Source organism: Arthrobacter sp. YAF17, from assembly GCF_052113365.1.
In the GTDB taxonomy this organism is placed as follows: domain Bacteria; phylum Actinomycetota; class Actinomycetes; order Actinomycetales; family Micrococcaceae; genus Arthrobacter.
In genome coordinates, this window is sequence record NZ_JBFRDB010000006.1 from 120,120 (window position 1) to 142,854 (window position 22,735).

The following is a 22,735-nucleotide window of genomic DNA, read 5'->3' on the forward strand; positions in this document are numbered from 1 at the left end:
ACTATGAGCAGTGTCGTGGAAATGACCGGTGTCGTGAAGCGTTTCGGGGCCGTGACGGCCCTGGACGGACTGGATTTCGAAGTGGCCGCCGGCGAGGTGCACGGCTTCCTGGGCCCCAACGGTGCCGGCAAGTCCACCACCTTGCGGCTCCTGCTGGGCCTCTTGCGTTCCAACGCCGGCTCGATCCGGGTGCTGGGGCTGGACCCCTGGCGCGATGTGGCGACGCTGCACCGCAGGCTGGCCTACGTTCCCGGGGACGTGGCCCTGTGGCCCAACCTGACAGGCGGCGAGGTGATCGACCTGCTGGGGCGCCTGCAGGGTGGCCAGGACCGCGCCCGGCGGGAACGGTTCCTGGAACTGTTTGAGCTGGACCCCAGCAAGAAGGCCCGCACGTACTCCAAGGGAAACCGGCAGAAGGTGGCCCTCGTCGCCGCCCTGGCCACCGACGCCGAGCTGTTCCTGCTGGACGAACCGACCAGCGGGCTGGACCCGCTGATGGAGGACGCGTTCCGCGGCTGTGTCCGCGAACTGCGCGCCGAGGGGCGAACCGTGGTGCTGAGCAGCCATATCCTCAGCGAGGCCGAGGCGCTCTCCGACCGGGTCAGCATTATCCGCGCCGGGAAGGTCGTGGAGACCGGCCCGCTGGAGCAGTTGCGTCACCTGACCCGCACCTCGGTCACGGCCGACGTCGCCGCGGTGCCGCAAGGGCTGGACCTCCTGCCCGGCGTCCACGACGTCCTGGTGACGAACCACCGGGTCAGCGCCCAGGTTGAGCCCGCCGGTCTGGGACCGTTCCTGCACGCACTGACCTCCGCCGGCCTGCACGCCCTGACCAGCAAGCCGCCGACCCTGGAAGACCTGTTCCTGCGCCACTACGGCTCCGGGAACAGCGTCGATGCCGGCGAGGGCACTGGCGCGGGGGCCGGCGTCGCCTCAGTCCCGCGGCGGTCCGGCGATGCCTGAGACCCTGGCCGGAACGGGCGTCCTGATCCGGCTCGGACTGCGCCGGGACCGCTGGCTGCTGCCGTTATGGATCATCGGCTTTGCCCTGATCGCGTACTCGACGGCGCTGGCCGGCGCCGAGCTGTACCCGGACATGGCGAGCCGGGTGGAAGCCGCCACCGCGTTGAACGCGACTGCCTCGATGGTGGCCCTGTTCGGACGGATCTACGATCCCACGTCCATCGGCGCCCTCTCGCTGATCAAATACACCGCATTCATGACCGCCATCCTCGCCGTCCTCATGGTGATCCTCGCCATCCGGCACACCCGCGCCGACGAGGAGAGCGGACGCCTGGAGCTCCTCGGCGGCGGAAGGCTGGGCCGCGACGCCCCGCTGGCGTCCGCGCTCACCATTTGCCTTGGCGCCAACGTGGCACTCGGGATGCTTGCGGCGGCCGCGCTGGCTGCCGGCGGGTTACCGGCGGCAGGGTCCCTCGCGTTCGGTCTGGGCTGGGCCGCGACGGGGATGGCGTTCAGTTCCGTGGCCGGGCTGGCTGCCCAGCTGACCGCAAGCGCAAGGGCCGCCACCGGGCTCAGTATCGGATTCGTCGCCGTCACCTATGCGCTGCGCGCGGTCGGGGACTTGGCCGAGCCGGGGCCCTCGGTGTTGTCCTGGCTGTCTCCCATCGGGTGGAACCAGCAGATCCGGGCCTTCGCCGGGGACCGCTGGTGGGTGCTGGCGCTCCCCGTTGCCCTGTCCCTGGTGCTTGTCCCGGCGGCTTTTGCGTTCCGCGCCAGGCGCGACCTCGGCGCGGGCCTCCGGGCGGAGCGTCCCGGGCCGTCCGCCGGTTCGCTCTCCGGCGTCTGGGACCTGGCGGTGCGGCTGCAGTACCGCGTGCTGCTGGCCTGGGCCGTGGCATTCCTCCTGTTCGGCGTGGTGATCGGTTCCCTCGTCAGCAACGTGGGGGAACTGCTGAATTCACCGAACGCCCAGGATCTGATCAAACTGCTGGGCGGCCGCGAGGCCCTGACGGACGCCTTCCTGGCCGCGGAGATCAGCATCATGGGGGTGCTGGCGGCCGCCTTCGGTTTGTCCGCGGCGAACCACCTGCGCAGCGAGGAGTCCGCGGGCCACACCGAAGCCCTGCTGGGCACGGCCACCACCCGCATCCGCTGGGCGAGCAGCCACTTCGGCTTTGCCCTGGCCGGGGTCACTGTGCTGCTCCTGCTGGCGGGGGTGTCGATCGGCGTCGGCGCTGCTGCCGCCGTCGACGATGCCGCGCTGGTGGGCCGCAGCACCGTGGCCGCACTGGCCCAGGTCCCTGCCGCGTGGGTGGTGACCAGTGTGGCGCTGGCGGTGTTTGGCTGGGCACCCCGGCTGGCCGGGGCGGTCTGGGGCGTGCTGCTGGCGCTGGTCGCCCTGGGCGAATTCGGGGTGCTCTGGAAAGCCCCCGAATGGCTCATGGAGCTCTCCCCGTTCCGGCATTCCCCGTTGCTGCCGGTGGACTCCGGGGGTGTGCCGGCGCTTGCGGCGCTCGTCGTCGCGGCGGCAGCTCTCGCGGCACTGGGCTACGCCGGCTGGCGGCGCCGCGATCTCGCGGCTTAGGTGCAGTCGGGCCCGGAGCCGGGGGCTGGGCCCGGAGCTAGGGGCTCGTCATCCCCTGCCACTCCACGGTGGAGTCACTCAAGTTGGCCCTGCAGTATTTCCGCAGAGACCGTGCATCGTCGTTGCCCATCTTGAACGCGAATTCGATGCCCAGCTCATAACCGGTTGCGCTTCCCGGAAGTGAGATCTCTTTGATCTCTCCCAGGAAGGCGACGTTGACCAGCCTGATCTTTTGCGGGCGCAACTGTTTGGGCCCGGGGACCGCACCGGAGGCCTGCGCCTGGAGTTGTTCAACGCAAATATTCTTCACGCGTTGTTGCACCGCGGGATCGACGTCAGCCGCCGACGGTACGGGCGCCTCAAGATGCAGTGCAGTCTCCGGCGATCCAGACGAACCCGCGGCCGCGGGAGGATCCAGCGGCTGGTTGCACGAGACCAGGAGCGGGCCCGCCAACAGCGCGCAGATCAGGGTTATACCGGTTCGATGCATAGCTCCCCCAAAAGTTTGTCGCCGCTCCGGACGTCGTCCGAGTACGTCGCATACTCCCGGAGAATACCTTGGAAAAACTGGAAGGAACGGTTCCGGACGGCCGTGACGCCGCCCGCTTAGAGGCTCCGGGCCCCGGCCGACAGCTGGGCGAGGACCTGCGCGGGCCGGTTCGTGGTGATCTCGTGGATCCCGAGCGCCTGGCAGAGTGCGACGTCGTTTTCCGAGTCCACGGTCCACACGCGGAAACGGCGGCCGGAGCCGAGCCAGCGCCGGATGGTCCGGGAATGCTCGCGGACGTAGTTGATGCCCGGCCCGGCGAGCCCGGTTTCGCAGTCGTCGAGGATCCGCTCGGCCTCGGTTTGCGCGGCCTTCATCACGTTCGCCAGTGCCCCGCCGGTGATCGCCCCCAGGCCGAGCTCCTCCCGGATTTCCTCGACGTTGATGTCGTCCACGAGCTGGCACACGGCGGACGCCGGGACCGACTTCAGCAGGTGCTTGACCGAATCCGGGCTGAAGCTCATGAAGGACACGTTGACGTTGTCCAGCCGGGACGTGGCCGGGTCCCAGCCCGCGGACAAGAGGACGTCCAGGACCCGGTCCTCCAGCTTGAGCTGGAAGGGGCTGGGGTGTTTGAACTCAATCGCCAGGCCGATCTCCCGGCCCGCGTTCCGCAGCAGCTCCAGCAATTCCGGGAGCGTCAGGAACTGGTTGGATCTGGCGCCGTAGTCGTCCGGAATCCTGGCGCCTTTCCAGGAGGAGAAGTCCAGCTGCCGGAGCTCGTGGAGGGTCCGGTCCGCCACGGGGCCGGTACCGTCCGAGGTGCGGTCAAGGTTGGCATCGTGCAGCAGGACCGCATGCTGGTCGCGGGTGAGGTGGATGTCGCACTCCACGCCGTCGGCGCCGTCGGCGATTGCCTGCAGATACGCGGCCCGGGTGTGCTCGGCGAAGGCTTCGCTCGCGCCGCGGTGGGCGTAGACCAGCGGACGGGCTGCGGTGGACTCGTCAGTCGTCATGCTGACACGTTAGCGGACAGCCCCGGCCAAAGCGGGGCTAGGCTGGGCACATGCAGGTGAACACTGAGCCAAGTACCCGCCCGGAAGGCCCCGCCGGCACCGGAGATGCCGTGGCCGGCGGCACCGCCCGCCGCCAGACCCTGGCCGCCATGGACGCCGAGAAGGCGTCCGCGCTGCGGAAAATGAAGCTGCTGGCGCTCTCGCTGCTGATCCTGATGGCCATCATCTTTGTGGTCGCCTTCGCCTTGCAGAAGCAGTACCCCTGGCTCGAGTACGTCCGGGCCGCGGCCGAGGGCGGCATGGTGGGCGCCCTCGCCGACTGGTTCGCCGTGACGGCCCTGTTCAAGTACCCGATGGGCCTCAAGATCCCGCACACCGCCATCATTCCGCAGCGCAAGGACCAGATCGGCGCCTCGCTGGGTGAATTCGTGGAAACGAATTTCCTCTCCGAGCAGGTGGTCCACGAAAAGCTGGCCTCCGTCGACATCGCGCGCAAGGCCGGGGCGTGGCTCTCCGGTCCCGGCGGCGCCGAGCGGGTCGCCAAGGAGGGCGCCGCCGTCATCCGCGGCGCGTTCACGGTCCTCAACGACGACGACGTCCAGGCCGTGATCGAGGGCATGGTCCGCAAGCACCTGCTCACCCCGCCGTGGGGTCCCCCGGTGGGCCGGGTGGCCCAGCGGATCTTCGAGGACGGGCACCACCACGCACTGGTGGACGTCCTCGTGGACCGGACGGTGGACTGGGTGCGGGACAACCAGGAGACGGTCAACCGTCTGGTCACCGACCGTTCCCCGACTTGGGTGCCGTCGTTCGTGGACGGGCTCGTGGGCGACAAGGTCTACGTGGAAATCCTGAAGTTCACCCGGGCCGTGCAGTCCGACCCGCAGCACCAGGTCCGCCTGTCGATCGACAAGTACCTCAAGGACCTCGCACAGGACCTGCAGCATGATCCGGTGATGATCGCCCGCGCCGAGGGCATCAAGGCACAGGTCCTGGGCGATCCCGAGATCCGGGAACTCGCCTCCCGCACCTGGGGCACCATCAAGGCCGCCCTGCTCTCCGCCGTCGACGACCCGGACAGCGAACTCACTGTCCGGTTCAAGGCCGCCGTGCGTGACTTCGGCTCCCGCCTGGTGGTTGACCCCGAGCTGGCCGGCAAGGTGAACAAGTGGATCGGCGACGCCGCCGGGTACCTCGTGAGGACGTACCGCTCGGACATCGCCGGCGTGATCACCGATACCGTGGCCCGCTGGGATGCCGAGGAGACCTCGCAGAAGATCGAGCTCCAGATCGGCAAGGACCTGCAGTTCATCCGGATCAACGGCACCGTGGTGGGAGCCCTCGCCGGGCTCGCGATCTTCACGGTGGCGCATCTGGCCTTCGGCTGACAACCCGGCGCCCTGGCTAGGCGGCCGCCCTGGCCTTCACGGTCTTTGCCCGGCCGGGCACGGCAAAGATCGTAAAGGCCAGCGCGGCCAGCGCCGTGACCACCAGGAGTGTCAGCCCGATCGAGTAGCTGTGGGTCGCGGCGTGGTAGGTTGCTCCCATGATCAGCGGCGGGAAGTAGCCGCCCAGTCCCCCGGCAGCGCTGACCACGCCGCTGATGCTGCCGACTTTGCCCGGCGGGGCGAGCACCCCCACCCAGGCGAACACGCCGCCCGTCCCGAGGCCCAGGGCCGCGGCCATGGCGACGAACGTGAGGCCGGCGGGAACTTCGCCGTCGGGCTGGAGGTTCACCACCCAGGCAAGGACCGCGACGCCGGTCAGCGAGGTGATCACGATCGGCTTGGGGCCGAACTTGTCCGCGAGCACGCCGCCCAGCGGCCGTGCCAGCACGGCTGCCAGCGCGAAACCGGCGGTGCGCGCCCCGGCACCGCTCGGGTCGAAACTGTAGACGTCCCGGAGGTAGGTGGGCAGGTAGGTGGCGAAGGAGACGAAGCCGCCGAAGACTACGGCGTAGAGGAAGCACATCTTCCACGTGAGCGGGGTCTTCGCGGCGTCCAGCAACTTGGGCATGACGGGGAGGTTGTTGCGGGTCCAGCCCGGGGCTTCCTTCATCACGAACCAGACCAGAGCCGCCATGACCGCGAGGACCGCCGCGATCAGCAGGTGCGTGGGGAGGTAGCCGATCCCGGCGACCAGCCGGGGGTTCAGGAACGCCGCCAGCGCCGTGCCGCCCATGCCCGCGCCGAAGACGCCGGTGGCGAAGCCGCGCCGGGAAGGCTCGTACCAGGCGCTGACAAAGGGGATCCCGACGGCGAAGACCGTTCCGGCGACGCCCAGCAGCAGTGCGGCCCCCAGCACCAGGGCAAAGGAGCTCAGCAGCCCGCCGACCGCCACGAGCAGGATCGGCAGGATGGAGGCCAGCAGCACGAAGGTGAACATCGCCCGGCCGCCGTACTTGTCCGTCAGGGCGCCGACGACGATCCGGCCCAGCGAACCGACGAACACCGGCATGGCAACCAGCACGCCGGTGGTGGCCGGGGTCAGCTGAAGGTTCACGGTGTAGAAGGCGCCGAGGGTGGCCACCGAGTTCCAGGCCCAGAAGCCGGCGACCGACGCCGAGGTGGCGAGCACCAGGTTGAGCGTCCGCCCGGCGGGGGCGTTCGAAGAAACGGGCACGGATCCGGCCACTGGTCTTCCTCTCAGTTCGACGTCAGGTCAACAGGGCGGCTTCAGCGCGGCTCAGCGGTTCCGGGTGTCGCGGTCGCGGGTTCCGACGGCGGACCAGCCGCGGCGGGCGGCGGCCGTCGAACTCCGCGCAGCTGCGGCGCCGGCTTTGCTGCCATCCCGGTCCCGGTCACGCGAGCGGTAGACGATGTAGGGGCGGAACAGATAGTGGAACGGGGCGGTGAAGGCATGGACCAGGCGGGTGAAGGGCCAGATCACGAAGAGCGCCATGCCCACCAGGGTGTGCAGGTGGAAGGAGAACGGCGCGGCGGCCATAGCCGCGAGGTCCGGCTGGAAGATGAACAGTGAGCGGAACCACGGGGCCACGGTTTCACGGTAGTTGTGCCCGTGCTCGCCCTCGAAGACGCTGGCCAGGGTGGTCCACAGGCCGAACACAATGGCCGCGGTGAGCACGACGTACATGGTCTTGTCGTTCTTCGTGGTGGCCATAAAGACCGGGCCCGTGGTGCGGCGGCGGTAGATCAGCAGGAGGATCCCGCCCAAGGTCCCCACCCCGGCGACGCCGCCGACGGCCAGGGCATTGAAGTGGTAGAACTCCTGGCTCATCCCCACGGCCTGGGTCCACGCCATCGGAATGACGAGGCCGAAGAAGTGGCCGGCGATCACGGCGAGCAGGCCGAAGTGGAACAGCGGTGAGGCGATCCGCAGCAGCCGGGATTCGTAGAGCTGGGAGGACCGTGTGGTCCAGCCGAACTGGTCGTATTTGTAGCGCCAGACCAGCCCGCCCACCAGCACAACGACCATGACGTAGGGCAGGACGCCCCAGAGCACGATGTCCAGTGCGGTGAGCCCTGCGGTGGCCCCGGGTTCGGCTTCGGATGCCGGCATGGTCAGGCCCCCTTCACGGGCAGCAGTCGCGGATCGTAGGGGTCCAGGCCCACCGCTTCGGTGGGCGGTCCGTAGCCTGCCATCCGCATGACGGCCTGCTCGTCGGCCGGGGATTTCCCCGGCAGCGTGGCGCAAACGGCCTGCAGGATCCGGGCGTGCGGAAGTTCGTCCCGGAGCAGCCCGAAGCGGAGCATCTCCAGGCTCGCCCGGAAGCGGGTCAGCAGCCCGCGGCCGGCCGCGAGGTCCACCAGTGCGGCGTACTCGAGGACCATCGGGAGGTAGTCGGGCAGTTCGCCGTGGGTGTCCACCAGGATGTCGCTCTGCCGGTACGTTTTTTTGAAGTTCCCCAGGACCTCGCCGCGGCGCCGGGTGTCCCCGTCCGTCCAGTAGGACAGGTGAAGGGCGTGGCGTTTTCCAAGGTCGAACTCGCGCACGTACCGGGCCTGGATTTCCATGGGCGGCGTGGACTCCAGCGAATCCAGGACCTCCTGGAAATCCGCGACGGCGCCGGGGAACTCGCCCAGCGCGGCGCGCATGAGCGGCACCCGGCCGATGAGGTCCTCATCCGGGTAGGACAGGCACCAGGCCGCCGAGAGGTAGACGACCTGCTGGCGCCGGGTCACGGCCGCTCCCCCGATTGGGTAGCGGAGCCCGCGGGATCCGCAGCGGGCTCCTTCTCCGGGAACAACCCGGAGGGGGCCCCCGTGCCGTCCCAGTTGAGCAGGTTCACCCGGCCGCGCAGGGTGGTGTCGCCGGGCGCGGAGCCGGAAGTCTGCCGGTCGCGGAGGGCATTGAAGGTCTCCACAGCCACCGGGACGGGCCGGCCGCTCGCTTCGCCGAACGGCGCGGAATCCTGCATTCCGGGTCCGCCGTCGAAATCCAGCGAGCAGCCCATCTCCTCTAGGTCATGGGCCTGCTCGACATGGGCCTTCGGAATGACGTAGCGCTCGTCGTACTTCGCGATCGCCATCAGCCGGTACATCTCGTACATGCTCTGGCTGTCCATGCCCACGGCTTCGGGGATGGAGTCGTCGGGGTCGTTGCCGAGGCTGATGCCGCGCATGTAGGAGCGCATGGCCGCGAGCTTCCTCAGCACCGCGGTGACCCGTTCCGCGTCGCCGGCGGTGAAGAGTTCGGCGAGGTATTCCACCGGGATGCGCAGCGCGTCGATGGCGCCGAAGAGGTTGCCGTGATCCTCGCCGTCATGCCCCTGGTCCCGCAGCAGGTCCACCACCGGGGACAGCGGCGGCACGTACCAGACCATTGGCATTGTCCGGTACTCGGGGTGCAGCGGCAGGGCCACCTTGTAGACCTTGGCCAGGGCGTAGACCGGCGAGCGCCGGGCCGCGTCGATCCAGTCCTCGGGGATGCCCTGGGCCCGCGCGTCGGCCTGCACCGCGGGATCGTTGGGGTCCAGCAGCACGTCCATCTGGGCGTCGTAGAGTTTCTGGGGATCGGTGACGGCGGCCGCCGCGGTGACGGCGTCGGCGTCGTAAAGGAACAGCCCCAGGTACCGCAGCCGCCCCACGCAGGTTTCCGAGCAGACCGTCGGCAGGCCCACCTCCACCCGCGGGTAGCAGAAGGTGCATTTCTCGGCTTTGCCGGTCTTGTGGTTGAAGTAGATCTTCTTGTACGGGCAGCCGGTGACGCACTGGCGCCAGCCGCGGCATTTGTCCTGGTCCACCAGGACAATCCCGTCCTCCACGCGCTTGTAGATCGCTCCCGAGGGGCAGGAGGCCATGCAGGAGGGGTTCAGGCAGTGCTCGCAGATCCGCGGGAGGTAGAACATGAAGGTCTGCTCGTAGGCGAACTTGATCTTGTCTTCGGATTCGCGCCGGACCTTTTCCACGATGGGGTCCAGGTGGCCGTTCTCGGCGGAGCCGCCCAGGTCGTCGTCCCAGTTCGCGGACCAGGTGACCTTGGTGTCCTCCCCGGTGATCAGGGACTTGGGCCGGGCTACCGGGAAGTCGTCCCCCAGCGGGGCGTCCACGAGGGTCTTGTAGTCGTAGGTCCAGGGCTCGTAGTAGTCCTTGAGCTCGGGCTGGACCGGGCTGGCGAAGATCCCGAACATTTTCTTGACCCGGCCGCCGGCCTTGAGCACCAGTTTGCCGCGCTTGTTCAGCTCCCAGCCGCCCCGCCATTTCTCCTGGTCCTCGTAGCGGCGCGGGTACCCCTGCCCGGGCCGCGTTTCGACGTTGTTGAACCAGACGTATTCGGTGCCCGCACGGTTGGTCCAGGCCTGCTTGCAGGTCACGGAACAGGTGTGGCAACCGATGCATTTGTCCAGGTTCATGACCATGCCCATTTGAGCCATCACACGCATCAGTACTGCACCTCCTGGGAACGGCGCCGGACGGTGGCCACCATGTCGCGCTGATTTCCGGTGGGGCCGAGGTAGTTGAATGCGTAGGCCAGCTGGGCGTAGCCGCCGATCAGGTGCGAGGGCTTGACCAGCAGCCGGGTCACGGAGTTGTGGATGCCGCCGCGCCGGCCGGTGGCCTCGGACTTCGGCACGTCGATGGTGCGTTCCTGCGCGTGGTGCACGTAGACCACGCCGGCCGGCATCCGGTGGCTGACGATCGCCCGGGCCACCAGGACACCGTTGATGTTGACGCATTCCACCCAGTCGTTGTCCTTGACCTGGATGGACTCGGCGTCGGCGGGGCTCATCCAGACCGTGGGCCCGCCGCGGGAGAGCGAGAGCATGAGCAGATTGTCCTGGTACTCGGAGTGGATGGACCACTTGGAGTGCGGCGTCAGGTAGCGGACCACCACCTCCATGGCCCCGTCCTGGCCGAGTCTGGGTTCGCCGAACAGCCGGTGCATGTCCAGCGGCGGCCGGTAGATCGGCAGCCCCTCGCCGATGTCCCGGATCCAGTCGTGATCGAGGAAGAAGTGCATCCGCCCGGTCAGGGTGTGGAAGGGCTTGAGCCGTTCGATGTTGATGGTGAACGGTGCGTAGCGCCGGCCGCCGGTCTCGGATCCGGACCATTCCGGTGAGGTGATCACCGGCACCGGGGCGGCCTGGGTCTGGGCGAAGGTGATGAATTTTTCCTCGGAGCCTTCGGAGAGGTCGGCCAGTTTCCTCCCGGTCCGGATCTCGAGGTCCTTGAAGCCCTGGAGTGACAGGGCGCCGTTGGTGGTGCCGGAGAAGGCAAGGATGGCCTCCGCCATTTTCGCGTCGGTGTCGATTGCGGGCCGGCCGTCCGCGGCGCCGCCGAGCATCACCCCGTTGGAGCGGCTGAGCCGGTCCAACGGTCCTGCGAGTTTGTACGTGACGTTCTTGACCGTGAAGCCGAGTTTGTCGGCCAGCGGCCCGACGGCGGCCAGCTTGTCCGCGATGGCGGTGTAATCCCGCTCCACCACGGAAAAGACGGGCATGTTCTGCCCCGGGACGGCGGGGATGGACGTGTCCCGCCAGTCCCGCACGATCCCGCCGGGCTGGGCGAGCTGGCCGGGGGTGTCGTGCTGCAGCGGCACGCTGACCAGGTCCCGGCGCACGCCCAGGTGGGTCTTGGCCATCCGGGAGAACTCCTGGGCCAGCAGGTGGAACATGTCGAAGTCCGTTTTGGTCTCCCACGGCGGGTCGATCGCCGGAGTGAAGGCGTGCACGAAGGGATGCATGTCGGTGGAGGACAGGTCGTGCTTCTCGTACCAGGTGGCGGCCGGGAACACGACGTCGGACAGCAGGGTGGTGGAGGTCATCCGGAAGTCCGCGGAGACCAGCAGGTCCAGTTTTCCTTCCGGCGCCTGCTCATGCCATTTCACGTCCTTGGGTTTGAGCCCCTCGGCGTGGTCCGGGCCCAGGACGTTGTTGTGGGTGCCCAGGAGGTTCCGCAGGAAGTACTCGTTGCCTTTGGCCGAGGAGCCGAACAGGTTGGAGCGCCACAGCACCAGGGTCCGCGGCCAGTTTTCCGGGGCGTCCACGTCCTCGATGGCCGGGTTCAGGGTGCGGTTCTTCAGCGCGTCAGCGATGTAGCCGGGGGTGTCCTGCGCGGTGCCGGCGGCGACGGCGGCCTCCGCCTCGTCCGCGAGGTCCAGCGGGTTGCGGTCGAACTGCGGGTAGAACGGCATCCAGCCGAGCCGGGCGGACTGGGCCAGCGCGTCGGCGGTGTGCATGCCGTCCAGCGCCCCGGTGGAGAGCGGGGATTTCAGCGCGTCGGCGGAGTAGCCGTCCTGCCGCCACTGGTCGGTGTGCATGTACCAGTAGCCGGTGCCGATCATGGTCCGCGGCGGCCGGGACCAGTCCAGCGCGTTCGCCAGCGACACCCAGCCGGTGACCGGCCGCGTCTTTTCCTGGCCCACGTAGTGCGCCCAGCCGCCGCCGTTGCGGCCCATGCAGCCGGTCAGCATCACCAGCGCCAGCACCGCCCGGTACGTGGTGTCGCCGTGGAACCATTGGCAGATCCCGGCGCCCATGATGATCATGGACCGGCCCTTGGACTGCTCGGCGTTGCGGGCGAATTCGCGGGCCACCCGGATGCAGGCCTGCGCCGGGACGGAGGTGATCTCCTCCTGCCAGGCCGGGGTGTAGGGCGTCTTGGCGTCGTCGTAGCCGGCGGCCCAGTCCCCCGGGAGCCCGTCGCGGCCGACGCCGTACTGGGCCAGCATGAGGTCGAACACGGTGGTGACCAGCTGGCCTTCCACTTCCAGGACCGGCACGCCGCGCCGGAGCACGCTGCCGTCCCCGCCCGCGTCCTCGAAGCAGGGCAGCAGGATCTCGGCACTTTCCCCGGAGACCTCGCGCAGCGACAGGGCGGGATCGATTCCCTCAAGGTCGAGGTTCCATTTGCCCTCGCCGCTGCCGGAATAGCGGAATCCCATTGACCCGTTGGGAACGGCCGGACGGCCCGTGGCTTTGTCGAAAAGGACGGTGCGGAAGGCCGCGTCCTCGGCCCCGGCCTCGGCCGGGAGGTCCTTGGCGGTGAGGAACTTGGCCGGGGTGAGGGTGCCGTCGTCGCGCCGTTCCAGCCGGACCAGGAACGGCAGGTCGGTGTACTGGCGGACGTAGTCGGCGAAGAACGGCACGTCGCGGTCGACGAAGAATTCCTTGAGCATGACGTGCCCCATCGCCATGGCCAGCGCGGCGTCGGTTCCGGCCTGCGCGGGGAGCCATTCGTCGGCGAACTTGGTGTTGTCCGCATAGTCCGGGCTAACGGTGACCACTTTGGTGCCGCGGTACCGCACCTCGGCCATCCAGTGCGCGTCGGGGGTGCGGGTGACGGGGACGTTGGAGCCCCACATCATGAGGTAGCGGGCGTCCCACCAGTCACCCGACTCCGGGACGTCGGTCTGGTCGCCGAAGACCTGAGGGCTGGCCACCGGGAGGTCCGCGTACCAGTCGTAGAAGGACGTCATCACCCCGCCGATCAGCTGGATGAAACGGGTCCCGACGGCGTGCGACACCATGGACATCGCGGGGATGGGCGAGAACCCGGCGCAGCGGTCCGGCCCGTAGTCCTTGATCGTGTTCACGTGCGCGGCGGCGGCGATCTCGATCGCTTCCTGCCAGGAGACGCGGACCAGGCCGCCCTTTCCGCGGGCCTGCTGGTAGCGGCGGCGCCGCTCCGGGTCCCCGACGACGTCGGCGAAGGCCAGCACCGGGTCCCCCAGCCGGGCCTTGGCCTCGCGGTACATCTCCACGAGGACGCCGCGGGCGTAGGGGAACCGGACCCGGGTGGGCGAGTAGGTGTACCAGGAGAAGGCCGCCCCGCGCGGGCAGCCCCTCGGCTCGTATTCCGGGCTGTCCGGTCCCACCGAGGGGTAGTCGGTCTGCTGGGATTCCCAGGTGATGATGCCGTCCTTGACGTACACCTTCCAGGAGCAGGAGCCGGTGCAGTTCACCCCGTGCGTGGAGCGGACCACCTTGTCGTGGCTCCAGCGGTCCCGGTAGAAGATGTCGCCCTTGCGGCCGCCCTCCCGGAACACCGCCCTGCCGTCCTCGGTCTGGTCCCATTTCGTGAAGAATCGGCCCAGCTTCAACATTGCATCCGAGGCGGGTCCGTCCAGCCCCGCGGCGCCTCCGGCAGTCATGCCTTCAAGCTAGGGTGCACGTCCTGCCCCGGATAGGGCCTTACGACACTGGGCGGGGCTGGACGGCGGGAGCCGCTGGGCCGCCTCTAGGCGAAGGACTCCAGTTCGACGCCTGCCTTCTCCAGCGCGGCGCGGACTGCGGCGGCCACTGCCACCGAGCCCGGGGTGTCGCCGTGCAGGCACAGGGAATGCGGCGTGAGCGTGATGACTGTGCCATCGACCGCCAGGACTTCGCCCTTGAGGGCCAGGCGAAGCGCCCGTTCGACGATCTCCTCAGGGTCTTCAATCACGGATTCCTGCTCCAGGCGCGGCACCAGCGTGCCGTCAGGCAGGTAGGCACGGTCGGCGAAGGCTTCATGGAACACCGGGTTGCCCGCGTCCCGAGCGATCCCAAGCAGGGCTGAACCCTCCAGGCCCAGGATGGGAAGTCCCGGATCGTAGGCCTGGATGGCGGCGACGACGGCGGAGGCCTGCTCGGCGTCGCGCATGGTCCGGTCGTAGAGCGCGCCGTGCAGCTTGACGTAGTCCACCGAGGCGCCGACGGCGTGCGCCACCCCGTCCAGAGCGCCGAGCTGGTACAGCACCGCGCCGAAGAGGTCATCGAAGGTGATGTCCATGGCCCTGAGGCCGAAGCCGGCCAAGTCCGGGTAGCCGAGGTGGGCGCCCACCCGGACGTCCAGCTCGTAGGCTGCCCGGCAGGTGTCCAGCATGGTCACGGGGTCCCCGGCGTGCAGCCCGCAGGCCACGCTGGCGCTGGTGACCAGCGGGAGCATCGCGGCGTCGTCGCCCATGTTCCAGGTCCCGAAGGACTCCCCCAGATCAGCGTTCAGATCCAAAACGTGCCGCCTTCCTGGGCCGGGTTGTTCTTTGTGTCATTGTCCTTCTTTTCCTGGTCCAGCGTGTCCCTGCCCAGCCTCGATTCCGGGCCGCCGGCCTGCGGCGGGCCGCCCAGCTCGCCGGGAATGACTAGCGGCATCGGGCCGAACGCTTCCTTGGCGTTCGCGACGACGGCGCGGCCCATCACCCGGTTGCCCACACCGCCCACGACGGCTCCGATCCCGAACGGCAGCGCGCGGCCCAGCCAGGCCGTGCCCTGCTGTTTCAGGAGCGTGCGGAGGAACATCGTCTGGATGCGTTCCCGTACCGTGCCGAAGCCGGCCAGCGGAACCCGGCGGGCGAACAGGGAGCCCCAGGCCTGGGTGGGGCCCTTGCCCTGCCCCGCGGCCTGCCCGCTCAGGGAGCTCAGCAGCGCGGTGCCCTCCTCGCCCAGCATGATCGCCATGACCAGGGTGCTGGCCTTCTCGGGGTCCACCAGCCGCACGCCGTGGAGCTCGGCGAGGGAGGTGGAGAAGAGCGCGGTGGCTTCGAGGAAACCGACGGTCGCGGCGGCGGAGAGGCCCAGTGCGGCGGCGGTCCCGACGCCGGGAATGACGGCGGCGCCGCCCACCAGCGCGCCGCCGCCGGTGACGGCCAGGAGGTAGTCGCGTTCCAGCGTCGCGGCGAGCTGCGCCGCGGAGGCGTGCGGGTGCCTGCGCTGGAGCCGGCGGAGGTTCGCCAGCACCAGCGGGCGCTGGACTTCAACGGCCCGCAGGAGCACGTTGTGGATGCCCGGCTTGGGCTTGCCGTCGGCGTCGAACATCGCGTTGTGTGCTGACTTCTGGGCAATCTTTACTGCCGGGTTGCTGCGCTTGGCCATCATCGCCTCTCCGTGAACCGTAAGGGTGCTGAGTTTTCGTCCGGTGTTAACACTAGGCCACCGGCCCTTCCGTCCGCGCCTCAGCGCCTCAGCCGCCGTCGGGCTAGCCAGCTAGAGAGCCCACGATTCAGCCACCGCCACGAAGGCGGACGACGCCGGGCCTACCGGCCCCGGGTACACGGTGGCGGCGCCGGGCCATTCGACCCCGAATTCCACGAGCCGGCCCGCGCTGCACGGCAGGTACACGTTGCTGAGCGCGGCGCTGGAGTCGCCGAGCTGGAAGTTGGGGGCGGCGAACTGCCGGCGGTCCAGGACACCGCCGATCTCCAGCGAGGCTTTCCGTCCGGTCGCGCGGAGGCCGTGCCCGGCGTCGAGCTCGACGTCGAACTCGTCGTGGGTGTGGCTGATGCCGCCAAGCGGGAACCGGGCGGCTTCCGGGAAGTGGCGCGTCAGTTCGGCGGCCAGGGAGGCGGCAAGGGACTCGTTGGAGCCGTAGCTCCGCCATCCCTGGAGGGTGGCGACCAGCAGGGCATGGCCGGCGCCCCAGCGTGACCAGTCGGCCATCCAGAAGGACGCGAAGCAGCTCGCCGGTTCGCCCGGCAACAGCATTCCGCGGGAATTCACGGGGTGGAGGGCGAGTCCCGCGTTGGTGCCGATGAAGGCCAGGCTTCGCCGCGAAGTCGCGGTGACGGATGCGGCCGATGTGTTCATGACAGGAGCCTATCCGGGGGCGGCCGCCCCGGCGGAAGCGCCCCGCCGGTCCGCGGGCGGGGTGCCGCGTTTAGACTGAATCCATGCGTTCACTGCGGGCCTTCCGGCCGTTCGTGCACCGGGAATACCGTGTGCTGATTGCGGCTTTGGCCATCTCCATTTTCGGCTCCGGGATGTGGGCGGTGGCGATGGTCTACGAGGTGATCCATCTGGGCGGGGGCCCGCTGGAGCTCTCCCTCGTGGCGGCGGCGGGCAGCGTGGGCCTCGTCGCGTTCCTGCTGGCGGGCGGCATCGCCGCGGACCGGTTCGCCCAGCGGCCCCTGATCATCGCGGTGGAGGGCATCAACCTCGCCGTCATCGCCGGCATCAGCGGGCTAGCCATGCTGGGCTGGCTGCAGCTCTGGCACCTGGCGCTCGGCGCGTTTGTGCTGGGCGTCGGGGCCGCGTTCTTCTTCCCGGCCTACTCCGCCATCCTCCCCCGGATCCTGCCGGCGGAGGACCTGCTGGCCGCCAACGGCATGGAAGGGACCATGCGGCCCATCCTGCAACAGGCCGCCGGACCCGCCGTCGCCGGCATCCTGGTTGCCGCCCTGTCTCCCGCGCACGCCGTGACGGGGGTGGCGGCCTGCCACTTGCTGGCGTTCTGCGTTCTCAACCTGCTCCGGCGCCAGCCCCTGCCGCACGCGGATGGCGCGCAGGCTGCGGAGGCCGGCGCCGATGCGGTCCCGCGCGCCAGGACGTCCGTGCTCCACGACCTCCGCGAGGGTGTCAGCTACACAGTCCGCACGCCCTGGCTGCTGTGGACCCTGCTGTGGGCCTGCATCTCGGTGCTGTTCCTGATCGGCCCCATCGAGGTGCTCCTGCCGTTCGTGGTCCGCGACCAGCTCGGCGGCGACTCACGCATGTTCGGCTTCCTGCTCGCGGTCATGGGCGTCGGCGGCGCCGCGGCGTCGCTGGCCACGGCCTCGTTCCCGCTTCCGCGCCGCTACCTCACCGTGATGATGGTGAGCTGGGGCGCCGGCACCCTGCCGCTCGCCGCCGTCGGCATCATGGACAGCTTCTGGGCGCTGGCGGCAGCCCTGTTCATCTTCGGCGCCACCGGCGGAATAGGCATGGTCATCTGGGGCACTCTGCTGCAGCGCCGTGTGCCCCCGCACCTGCTGGGCCGTGTTTCAAGCCTGGACTTCTTCGTGTCACTGGCCCTCATGCCGGTCTCCATGGCCCTCGCCGGCCCCGCCGCCGAGGTCGTTCCGGTCGGCCTGATCTTCCTGGCCGCCGGGACCGTGTGCCCGGTCATGGCCGTCGTCGCGATGATCGCCGCCCGGATGCGTGCCGATGAACACGCCCACCCTCTGGACGACGGCCGCGAGAGCCTCGATGGGGACGGGAGCACTAAGAGATCAGAAAGCACAGGCGCCGGAACCGGTTCCGCGGAACGGTCGGTCGACCGCCGCGCGGGCGGTTGAGGGCGGCCCGACGCCGCCCGGCCGCCCTGATCTGCCCGCTCCGAAGCAACTCGGGGTCACCTGGCGCCCATGCCGGCGGGGGTGACGGGCCGTAGCTGACCCCGCGTTGCTTTGGCGGTGAGTCAGACCGCCGCGCGCACGATCGGGATTGACGACGTCGGGAGTCCGCTCGGGAAGATCGTGGGCTCGGGCGCCGCGACCGGGGCCAGCGGAACCCGGACCGGGTCGCCGTCGACCGTCAGCAGTTCGCCGCGCACATCGATCTCGAGCGGTGCGCCGTCGCGGACGGTCAGGGTGATGGCACCCTGTTCCAGCTCGAGCTGCAGCAGCCGGCCCTGGATCTTCAGGTGGAAGGACAGCCCGTCCCATTCGGCGGGCAGCCGCGGGTCGAAGTACGGCACCGCGCCCTGGTCCCGCAGGCCCGCGAAGCCGCTGACCAGAGAGCTCCAGACCCCGCCGGTGGAGGCGATGTGGACGCCGTCGATCGTGTTGCCGTGCGTGTCGTCAAGGTCGATGAACAAGGCGTGGGTGAAGTGGTCCAGCGCTGCCCGGCCGTAGCCGACTTCGGCCGCCATGATGCCCTGCACGCAGGCGGACAGGGTGGAGTCGCCGGTGGTGATGGGGTCGTAGAAGTCAAAGGCGCGGCGCTTCTCCTCGGCGGTGAAGTCCTGCCACTGCAGGAACATGGCCAGCACACTGTCTGCCTGCTTGAGGACCTGGTGCCGGTAGATCACCAGCGGGTGGAAGTGCAGCAGCAGCGGGTACTTGGACCGCGGCGTGCTCCAGTCCCAGGGCTCCAGGGTCATAAAGTCGTTGTCCTGCGAGTGCACCTGGAGGTCCCCGTCGTAGGGCAGCTGCATCCGGTTGGCGGCCTGCACCCAGAACTCGCGTTCGGCGTCGTCGATCTCCGGGTGGTCCAGCTCGGCGGCGGCGCGCAGGTTAAACCGGGCCATCACGTTGGTGTACAGGTTGTCATTGACGACGGCGGTGTACTCGTCCGGGCCAGTGACGCCGTGGATGTGGAAGAGCCCGTCCTTGCCGAAGAAGCCCAGCGAGGCCCACATCCGGGCGGTCTCGATCAGCAGTTCGGAGCCGAGGGTTTCCTGGAACGCCGTGTCGCCGCTGGCCCAGATGTAGCGGTTGGTTGCGAAGGCGATCGCGGCGGCGATGTGGAACTGGGCGGTGCCGGCGGCGTAGTAGGCGCTGGCCTCCAGCCCGTTGATGGTGCGCCAAGGGAACAGGGCGCCGTCCACGCTCAGCTCCTTGGCGCGGATCTTGGCGTCGGGCAGCATCTCGTGGCGGAACTCGAGGACCTGGCGGGCGCTGCCCGGGCTCGTGTACGTCAGGTACGGCATCAGGTACACCTCCTGGTCCCAGAAGTAGTGCCCGTCGTAGCCCGAGCCGGACACGCCCTTGGCCGGGATGCCGGCGACGTTGGCGCAGGCCGTGGCCTGGGCCAGCTGGAAGAGGTTCCAGCGGACGGCCTGCTGGAGTTCTGTCTGGCCGGCGAGGACGATGTCGCTCGTGGCCCAGTAGCCGCGGTAATGCGCTGCGCTTTCGGCGAAGATGTCCGCGAGCGGCTTGAGGCCGGCTTCGGCGTCGTCGGCCAGGTCCGCGGAGGCCTGCCCGACGGCGTAGCTGACGCTCTTCTCCAGGACGAACGGCTCGTCCGCGCCGACGGCCAGGACGTAGCGGACGCTGCTGTCGTCCTCGTGCACCTGGGTGTCGAAGGGCTGCACGCCGGCGTTCGTCCAGTGGTCCACGGCCAGGCCGATGCGCTGCTTGGATTCGGCGGTCTCCCAGGACAGGCGAAGCGAGCCGTCGCCGCCGTCGAGCCGCACCGGCAGCAGCACCCGCCCGGCGTGGCGGCCGGCGCGGCGCGGGTCGTGGGCCGAGTGGTCCTCGACCGGCTGGTCCTGGCGGTTGATCACCGAGGAGGTCACGTCGGCGGAGACGTCCCGGTCCGCGGCGAGTTCCAGCGAGATGCCGAGCGCACCGCGGGACTCGTAGCCGACGGCGCGGCGTTCGGTGGTGGTCACGGTGGCACCGGAGCGGCACTGCCAGGTGATGCGGCATTCGTAGACGCCGGTGGCGAAGTCGACACTCCGCCGGTAGTCGAGCACGGTGGATTCGTCCAGGCTCAGGGTTTCGCCGTCGATGATCACCGTGAAGTTGTTGGCGTCCGGGATGTAGAGGATCCGCTGGCCGGTGCGCGCGAAGCCGTAGGCGTTCTCCGCGTGCTTGATGTCCCAGGTTTCGTGGAAACCGTTGATGAAGCTGCCCGGCAGGTCGGCGTCGGCGGCTGCCCAGTGGGCGCCGCGGATGCCGAGGTGGCCGTTGCCCAGGCTGAAGAGAGTCTCCAGCGTGCCGGCGTTGCCGGACAGGTGGACGGTTTCAACGAGCTGCCAGGGGTCGTTGGGGAACCGTGCGCGGTCCGAGGTGATGAGTGCCATGGTGGGGATTTCCTTAGGGCGGTGAAAGGTACTGCGCGGTGAACGTTGCTGCCGTGAACGTGTCTGCGGGCCCTGCCGGGCGGAAGCGGAGTGCTAGAGGAGCTCGTCGAGGTCGTTGACCACGAGGGTGGCTCCCGCGGCCAGCAGGGTCTGCCGGCCGGCGCCGCGGTCCACGCCGACCACCGAGTGGAAGCTTCCCGCATCTCCGGCCTGGACCCCGGAGACGGCGTCCTCGACGACGACGCAGTCCTCGCTGGGCAGGCCCAGCAGCCGGGCGGCGTACTCGTAGGTTGCCGGGCTGGGCTTGCCGGGCAGTCCTTCGGCGACGGCGACGACGCCGTCGACCACCACCGGGAAGTAGTCCGAGAGTCCGGCCGCCTTGAGCACGGCCGGGGCGTTACGGGAGGAGGAGACGACGGCGACCTTAAGACCGCGGGCCAGCACGGCGTCGATGAACCGCACGGAGCCTTCGTAGGGCTTGACGCCGCCGGCGTCGACGATGTCGTTGAAGACCTTGTTCTTGCGGTTGCCCAGGCCGTGGACGGTGTCGTGCGCCGGGTCGTCATCCAGCGGGCCCTCCGGCAGCACGATGCTGCGGGAGGCCAGGAAGTCGCGGACGCCGTCGAAGCGCGGCTTGCCGTCGATATGGTCGAAGTAGTCGCTTTCGCGGTAGCCGGGCGCCTCGGGAACGGTCGCGAGGAAACCGTCGAAGAGTTCCTGCCAGGCACGCTCGTGCACGATCGCGGTGGGCGTCAGGACGCCGTCGAGGTCAAAGAGGATGGCGGAGGCGCTGGTCCAGCTCGACGGGGTGCTGTTGGAAATCTCAGTCATGGATTGTCCTTTCAGGCGGCGGTATCTAAGTCGGTTTCTAAATCGGTGGGCGGCCGGATTGCCGGCAGCGTGGCGTGGGGACCCTCGGGGCCGCGGCAGTCCGGCGGCCGGGCCGGGTGCCGGGCCTGTCGCTGGCCCGATGCTGGCCGGTCGCTGGTCAACGACGGCGGCGGGTGCTCTTGCGCGCTATCAGCTTGGTCTCCAGCACGTGGCTGGACGGAGGATTTGGAAGTCCCGAGCGGTGGAGTCTGTCAATCAGCAGGTTGGCCGCGAATGCGCCCTGGTCGGCTACCGGCTGGGAGATGGTGCTCAAGCCCAGGAACCAGCTCATCTGATGATCGTCTATTCCTATGATGGACATGTTTTTGGGCGCAGACAAACCGTGATCCCTCAGGGCCATGAGGGCGCCGAAGGCTGTTTCATCGCAGCCGGCGACGATTGCGGAGGGCATCCGGCGGTTTTCGATCAGCTCGATCATGGCCAGCCGGCCGCCTTCAATGCTGGACCCGGCTTCCAGCACCAGGTCCGGATCGACCGTCACATGGTGCGCGCTCAGTGCCTGTTCGAAGCCGCGCAGCCGCTCGCTGGCGGTGATCAGGGAGGGCTCGCCGGTCTCGCGGCCGGAGAGCATGGCCACGTCCCAGTGGCCCAGGTCCAGCAGGTGTTCGGTCGCGGCGCGGGCCGCTGCGGCGTTGTCGATTCCGACGTTGTCCCAGGGCACGTCGTGCATGCCCACGCTGGCCACGGCCAGCCCGGAGGCGGCGACGGCGGCCAGTTCGGCTTCGCTGAGGGCGATATTGAGGAGCAGGATGCCGTCCACGCGTTGGGACAGCCCGGCGAGGTCGCCGAAGAGCTTGCTGTGCACGCTGGGCCGGTTCCGGAGGCTGATCAGAACGGTGTCGTAGCCGGCGCCGGCAAACACTTCCTCCGCCGCTTCCACGGCCTGCGCGAAGAACCATGCGGTGGCCGTGGGGGCGATGATGGCGACGGAACCGGTGGTGCCGCCGGCCAGCCGGGCAGCGGCCGGGGAGGCTTTGTACCCGAGTTTGGCGGCGGCGTCGCTGACTTTGGCCTGGGCGCCGGCGGAGACGTTCGGGAGATTCCGGAGTGCCCGGGAGACGGTGCAGATGGAGAGGCCGGAGAGTGCGGCGACGTCCTGGATGGTGGCGCGTGGCGCTATGGCCTGCAGCACGGGCTCAGCCCTTTCTTCCCCCTGAAGTAGTGGGCCGTGAACATGGCCACGTCGAGTGTAAACGCTTACAAAATTGGCGCGCAAGTGGAAAAACAAAGTTAGGGGACTTTTGGCCCTGCCGCGCCGGCCCAGCGGAGGCTATGCCGCTCCGCTGTCCGGCCGCAGCACGTAGTGGCGGAGGAACGCGCTGACGTCCACCAGTTCGGGGGCCGAGATGGAGTGGCCCATTCCGGGGTAGGTCCGCGCCGTGAGCTGCGTGTGCTCGTGGAGCCACTCTTCGGTGTGTTCCGTGGCGGCGTCGTTGATCACCACGTCGTCGCGGTCCCGGCCCCAGAAGAAGGGCGGGCGGGACTCGAACGATTCGCTCATCGCCAGGAGTTCGTTTTCCAGGACAAACCCGGAGAGCCCGACGACGGCCCGGAACTGTTCCGGCCGCAGCCGCAGCAGGGTGCTGGCCATGGCCATTCCCTGCGAGTAGCCGAACAGGCTGACGCTGCTGTGCTGGGCTTTGACGGATTCGATCCAGCCGAAGACGGCGTTGGTGGAGGCGATGACGTCGGCGAAGTCGTGGGTCAGGAAGTAGTCCAGCAGGAACCAGCCGTAGCCGTCCCCGATCACTTTGGGTCCGCGCAGCGCGGCGCAGGTGAAAGCGGGCGGCAGAGAGCCGAACAGTTGCGTCATCCGCGATTCATCCCGGCCGTAGCCGTGCATCATCACCAGCAGGGGCGTGCCCTCGCGTTCGTGTTCCGGCTTGGACCAGACGACTGTCTCCATCGGGACAGC

Annotated in this window: 18 protein-coding genes; 4 read left to right on the plus strand and 14 right to left on the minus strand. The window is 69.0% G+C overall.

The window, feature by feature from the left end:
- Window positions 1-3: 3 nt before the first annotated feature.
- Window positions 4-963, plus strand: a complete 960-nt coding sequence (locus tag AB4Y67_RS07360; protein ID WP_441405126.1) for an ATP-binding cassette domain-containing protein — start codon at window positions 4-6, stop codon at window positions 961-963.
- Entirely contained in the window at window positions 956-2,548 is a 1,593-nt protein-coding gene (locus AB4Y67_RS07365) for an ABC transporter permease (RefSeq protein ID WP_441405127.1), read from the plus strand. The genes AB4Y67_RS07360 and AB4Y67_RS07365 overlap by 8 nt, the downstream gene beginning before the upstream one ends.
- Window positions 2,549-2,585: 37 nt before the next feature.
- Here AB4Y67_RS07365 and AB4Y67_RS07370 read toward each other — a convergent pair whose 3' ends face one another.
- Entirely contained in the window at window positions 2,586-3,038 is a 453-nt protein-coding gene (locus AB4Y67_RS07370; protein ID WP_441405128.1) for a hypothetical protein, read from the minus strand.
- 116 nt (window positions 3,039-3,154) lie between these two features.
- Complete coding sequence (locus AB4Y67_RS07375) at window positions 3,155-4,051, minus strand: glycerophosphodiester phosphodiesterase (protein WP_441405129.1); 897 nt, start codon at window positions 4,049-4,051, stop codon at window positions 3,155-3,157.
- Window positions 4,052-4,101: 50 nt separating this feature from the next.
- Here AB4Y67_RS07375 and AB4Y67_RS07380 point away from each other — a divergent pair, with 50 nt between their 5' ends.
- A complete protein-coding gene (locus AB4Y67_RS07380; RefSeq protein WP_441405130.1) occupies window positions 4,102-5,439 on the plus strand; it encodes a DUF445 domain-containing protein in 1,338 nt (445 codons plus the stop codon).
- Between the two features lie 16 nt (window positions 5,440-5,455).
- Here the strand turns inward: AB4Y67_RS07380 and AB4Y67_RS07385 are convergent, their stop codons facing one another.
- From AB4Y67_RS07385 to AB4Y67_RS07420, 8 genes are all read right to left on the minus strand, one after another.
- Window positions 5,456-6,673: an MFS transporter gene (locus tag AB4Y67_RS07385; protein ID WP_441405131.1), complete on the minus strand. Its 1,218-nt coding sequence runs from the start codon at window positions 6,671-6,673 to the stop codon at window positions 5,456-5,458.
- 63 nt (window positions 6,674-6,736) lie between these two features.
- Window positions 6,737-7,570: a respiratory nitrate reductase subunit gamma gene (gene narI / locus AB4Y67_RS07390; protein ID WP_441405132.1), complete on the minus strand. Its 834-nt coding sequence runs from the start codon at window positions 7,568-7,570 to the stop codon at window positions 6,737-6,739.
- 2 nt (window positions 7,571-7,572) lie between these two features.
- On the minus strand, window positions 7,573-8,193 hold the full coding sequence (gene narJ / locus AB4Y67_RS07395) for a nitrate reductase molybdenum cofactor assembly chaperone (protein WP_441405133.1): 621 nt from the start codon (window positions 8,191-8,193) through the stop codon (window positions 7,573-7,575).
- Window positions 8,190-9,893, minus strand: a complete 1,704-nt coding sequence (gene narH, locus AB4Y67_RS07400; protein ID WP_441405134.1) for a nitrate reductase subunit beta — start codon at window positions 9,891-9,893, stop codon at window positions 8,190-8,192. Before narH ends, narJ begins: the two co-directional genes overlap by 4 nt.
- The gene (locus AB4Y67_RS07405; RefSeq protein ID WP_441405135.1) at window positions 9,893-13,603 is read right to left on the minus strand and encodes a nitrate reductase subunit alpha; all 3,711 of its coding nucleotides are present in this window, start codon (window positions 13,601-13,603) and stop codon (window positions 9,893-9,895) included. The genes narH and AB4Y67_RS07405 overlap by 1 nt, the downstream gene beginning before the upstream one ends.
- Window positions 13,604-13,689: 86 nt before the next feature.
- The gene (locus AB4Y67_RS07410) at window positions 13,690-14,439 is read right to left on the minus strand and encodes a LamB/YcsF family protein (protein WP_441405136.1); all 750 of its coding nucleotides are present in this window, start codon (window positions 14,437-14,439) and stop codon (window positions 13,690-13,692) included.
- Window positions 14,430-15,299, minus strand: a complete 870-nt coding sequence (locus AB4Y67_RS07415; RefSeq protein ID WP_441405153.1) for a hypothetical protein — start codon at window positions 15,297-15,299, stop codon at window positions 14,430-14,432. Before AB4Y67_RS07415 ends, AB4Y67_RS07410 begins: the two co-directional genes overlap by 10 nt.
- Before the next feature lie 111 nt (window positions 15,300-15,410).
- Entirely contained in the window at window positions 15,411-16,010 is a 600-nt protein-coding gene (locus tag AB4Y67_RS07420) for a hypothetical protein (RefSeq protein ID WP_441405137.1), read from the minus strand.
- Between the two features lie 83 nt (window positions 16,011-16,093).
- On the opposite strand from AB4Y67_RS07420, the gene AB4Y67_RS07425 reads away from it, so the two are divergent.
- Window positions 16,094-17,476, plus strand: a complete 1,383-nt coding sequence (locus AB4Y67_RS07425) for an MFS transporter (protein WP_441405138.1) — start codon at window positions 16,094-16,096, stop codon at window positions 17,474-17,476.
- A gap of 122 nt (window positions 17,477-17,598) precedes the next feature.
- On the opposite strand, the gene AB4Y67_RS07430 is transcribed toward AB4Y67_RS07425, so the two are convergent.
- From AB4Y67_RS07430 to AB4Y67_RS07445, 4 genes are all read right to left on the minus strand, one after another.
- Window positions 17,599-19,929: a glycoside hydrolase family 65 protein gene (locus AB4Y67_RS07430; RefSeq protein WP_441405139.1), complete on the minus strand. Its 2,331-nt coding sequence runs from the start codon at window positions 19,927-19,929 to the stop codon at window positions 17,599-17,601.
- A 93-nt stretch (window positions 19,930-20,022) separates the two neighbouring features.
- Window positions 20,023-20,760, minus strand: a complete 738-nt coding sequence (locus AB4Y67_RS07435; RefSeq protein ID WP_441405140.1) for an HAD family hydrolase — start codon at window positions 20,758-20,760, stop codon at window positions 20,023-20,025.
- A gap of 157 nt (window positions 20,761-20,917) precedes the next feature.
- Entirely contained in the window at window positions 20,918-21,952 is a 1,035-nt protein-coding gene (locus tag AB4Y67_RS07440; RefSeq protein ID WP_441405141.1) for a LacI family DNA-binding transcriptional regulator, read from the minus strand.
- 138 nt (window positions 21,953-22,090) lie between these two features.
- Window positions 22,091-22,726: an alpha/beta hydrolase gene (locus AB4Y67_RS07445; RefSeq protein WP_441405142.1), complete on the minus strand. Its 636-nt coding sequence runs from the start codon at window positions 22,724-22,726 to the stop codon at window positions 22,091-22,093.
- Window positions 22,727-22,735 lie beyond the last annotated feature (9 nt).

Excerpts from the sequence above, each read along its gene's own strand:
- AB4Y67_RS07425 (WP_441405138.1), top strand. The coding sequence starts at position 16,094 with ATGCGTTCACTGCGGGCCTTCCGGCCGTTCGTGCACCGGGAATACCGT.
- AB4Y67_RS07420 (WP_441405137.1), bottom strand. The coding sequence starts at position 16,010 with ATGAACACATCGGCCGCATCCGTCACCGCGACTTCGCGGCGAAGCCTG.
- AB4Y67_RS07415 (WP_441405153.1), bottom strand. The coding sequence starts at position 15,299 with ATGGCCAAGCGCAGCAACCCGGCAGTAAAGATTGCCCAGAAGTCAGCA.
- AB4Y67_RS07430 (WP_441405139.1), bottom strand. The coding sequence starts at position 19,929 with ATGGCACTCATCACCTCGGACCGCGCACGGTTCCCCAACGACCCCTGG.
- AB4Y67_RS07370 (WP_441405128.1), bottom strand. The coding sequence starts at position 3,038 with ATGCATCGAACCGGTATAACCCTGATCTGCGCGCTGTTGGCGGGCCCG.
- AB4Y67_RS07445 (WP_441405142.1), bottom strand. The coding sequence starts at position 22,726 with ATGGAGACAGTCGTCTGGTCCAAGCCGGAACACGAACGCGAGGGCACG.
- narI (WP_441405132.1), bottom strand. The coding sequence starts at position 7,570 with ATGCCGGCATCCGAAGCCGAACCCGGGGCCACCGCAGGGCTCACCGCA.
- narH (WP_441405134.1), bottom strand. The coding sequence starts at position 9,893 with ATGCGTGTGATGGCTCAAATGGGCATGGTCATGAACCTGGACAAATGC.
- AB4Y67_RS07360 (WP_441405126.1), top strand. The coding sequence starts at position 4 with ATGAGCAGTGTCGTGGAAATGACCGGTGTCGTGAAGCGTTTCGGGGCC.
- AB4Y67_RS07380 (WP_441405130.1), top strand. The coding sequence starts at position 4,102 with ATGCAGGTGAACACTGAGCCAAGTACCCGCCCGGAAGGCCCCGCCGGC.
- AB4Y67_RS07375 (WP_441405129.1), bottom strand. The coding sequence starts at position 4,051 with ATGACGACTGACGAGTCCACCGCAGCCCGTCCGCTGGTCTACGCCCAC.
- AB4Y67_RS07365 (WP_441405127.1), top strand. The coding sequence starts at position 956 with ATGCCTGAGACCCTGGCCGGAACGGGCGTCCTGATCCGGCTCGGACTG.
- AB4Y67_RS07435 (WP_441405140.1), bottom strand. The coding sequence starts at position 20,760 with ATGACTGAGATTTCCAACAGCACCCCGTCGAGCTGGACCAGCGCCTCC.
- AB4Y67_RS07405 (WP_441405135.1), bottom strand. The coding sequence starts at position 13,603 with ATGACTGCCGGAGGCGCCGCGGGGCTGGACGGACCCGCCTCGGATGCA.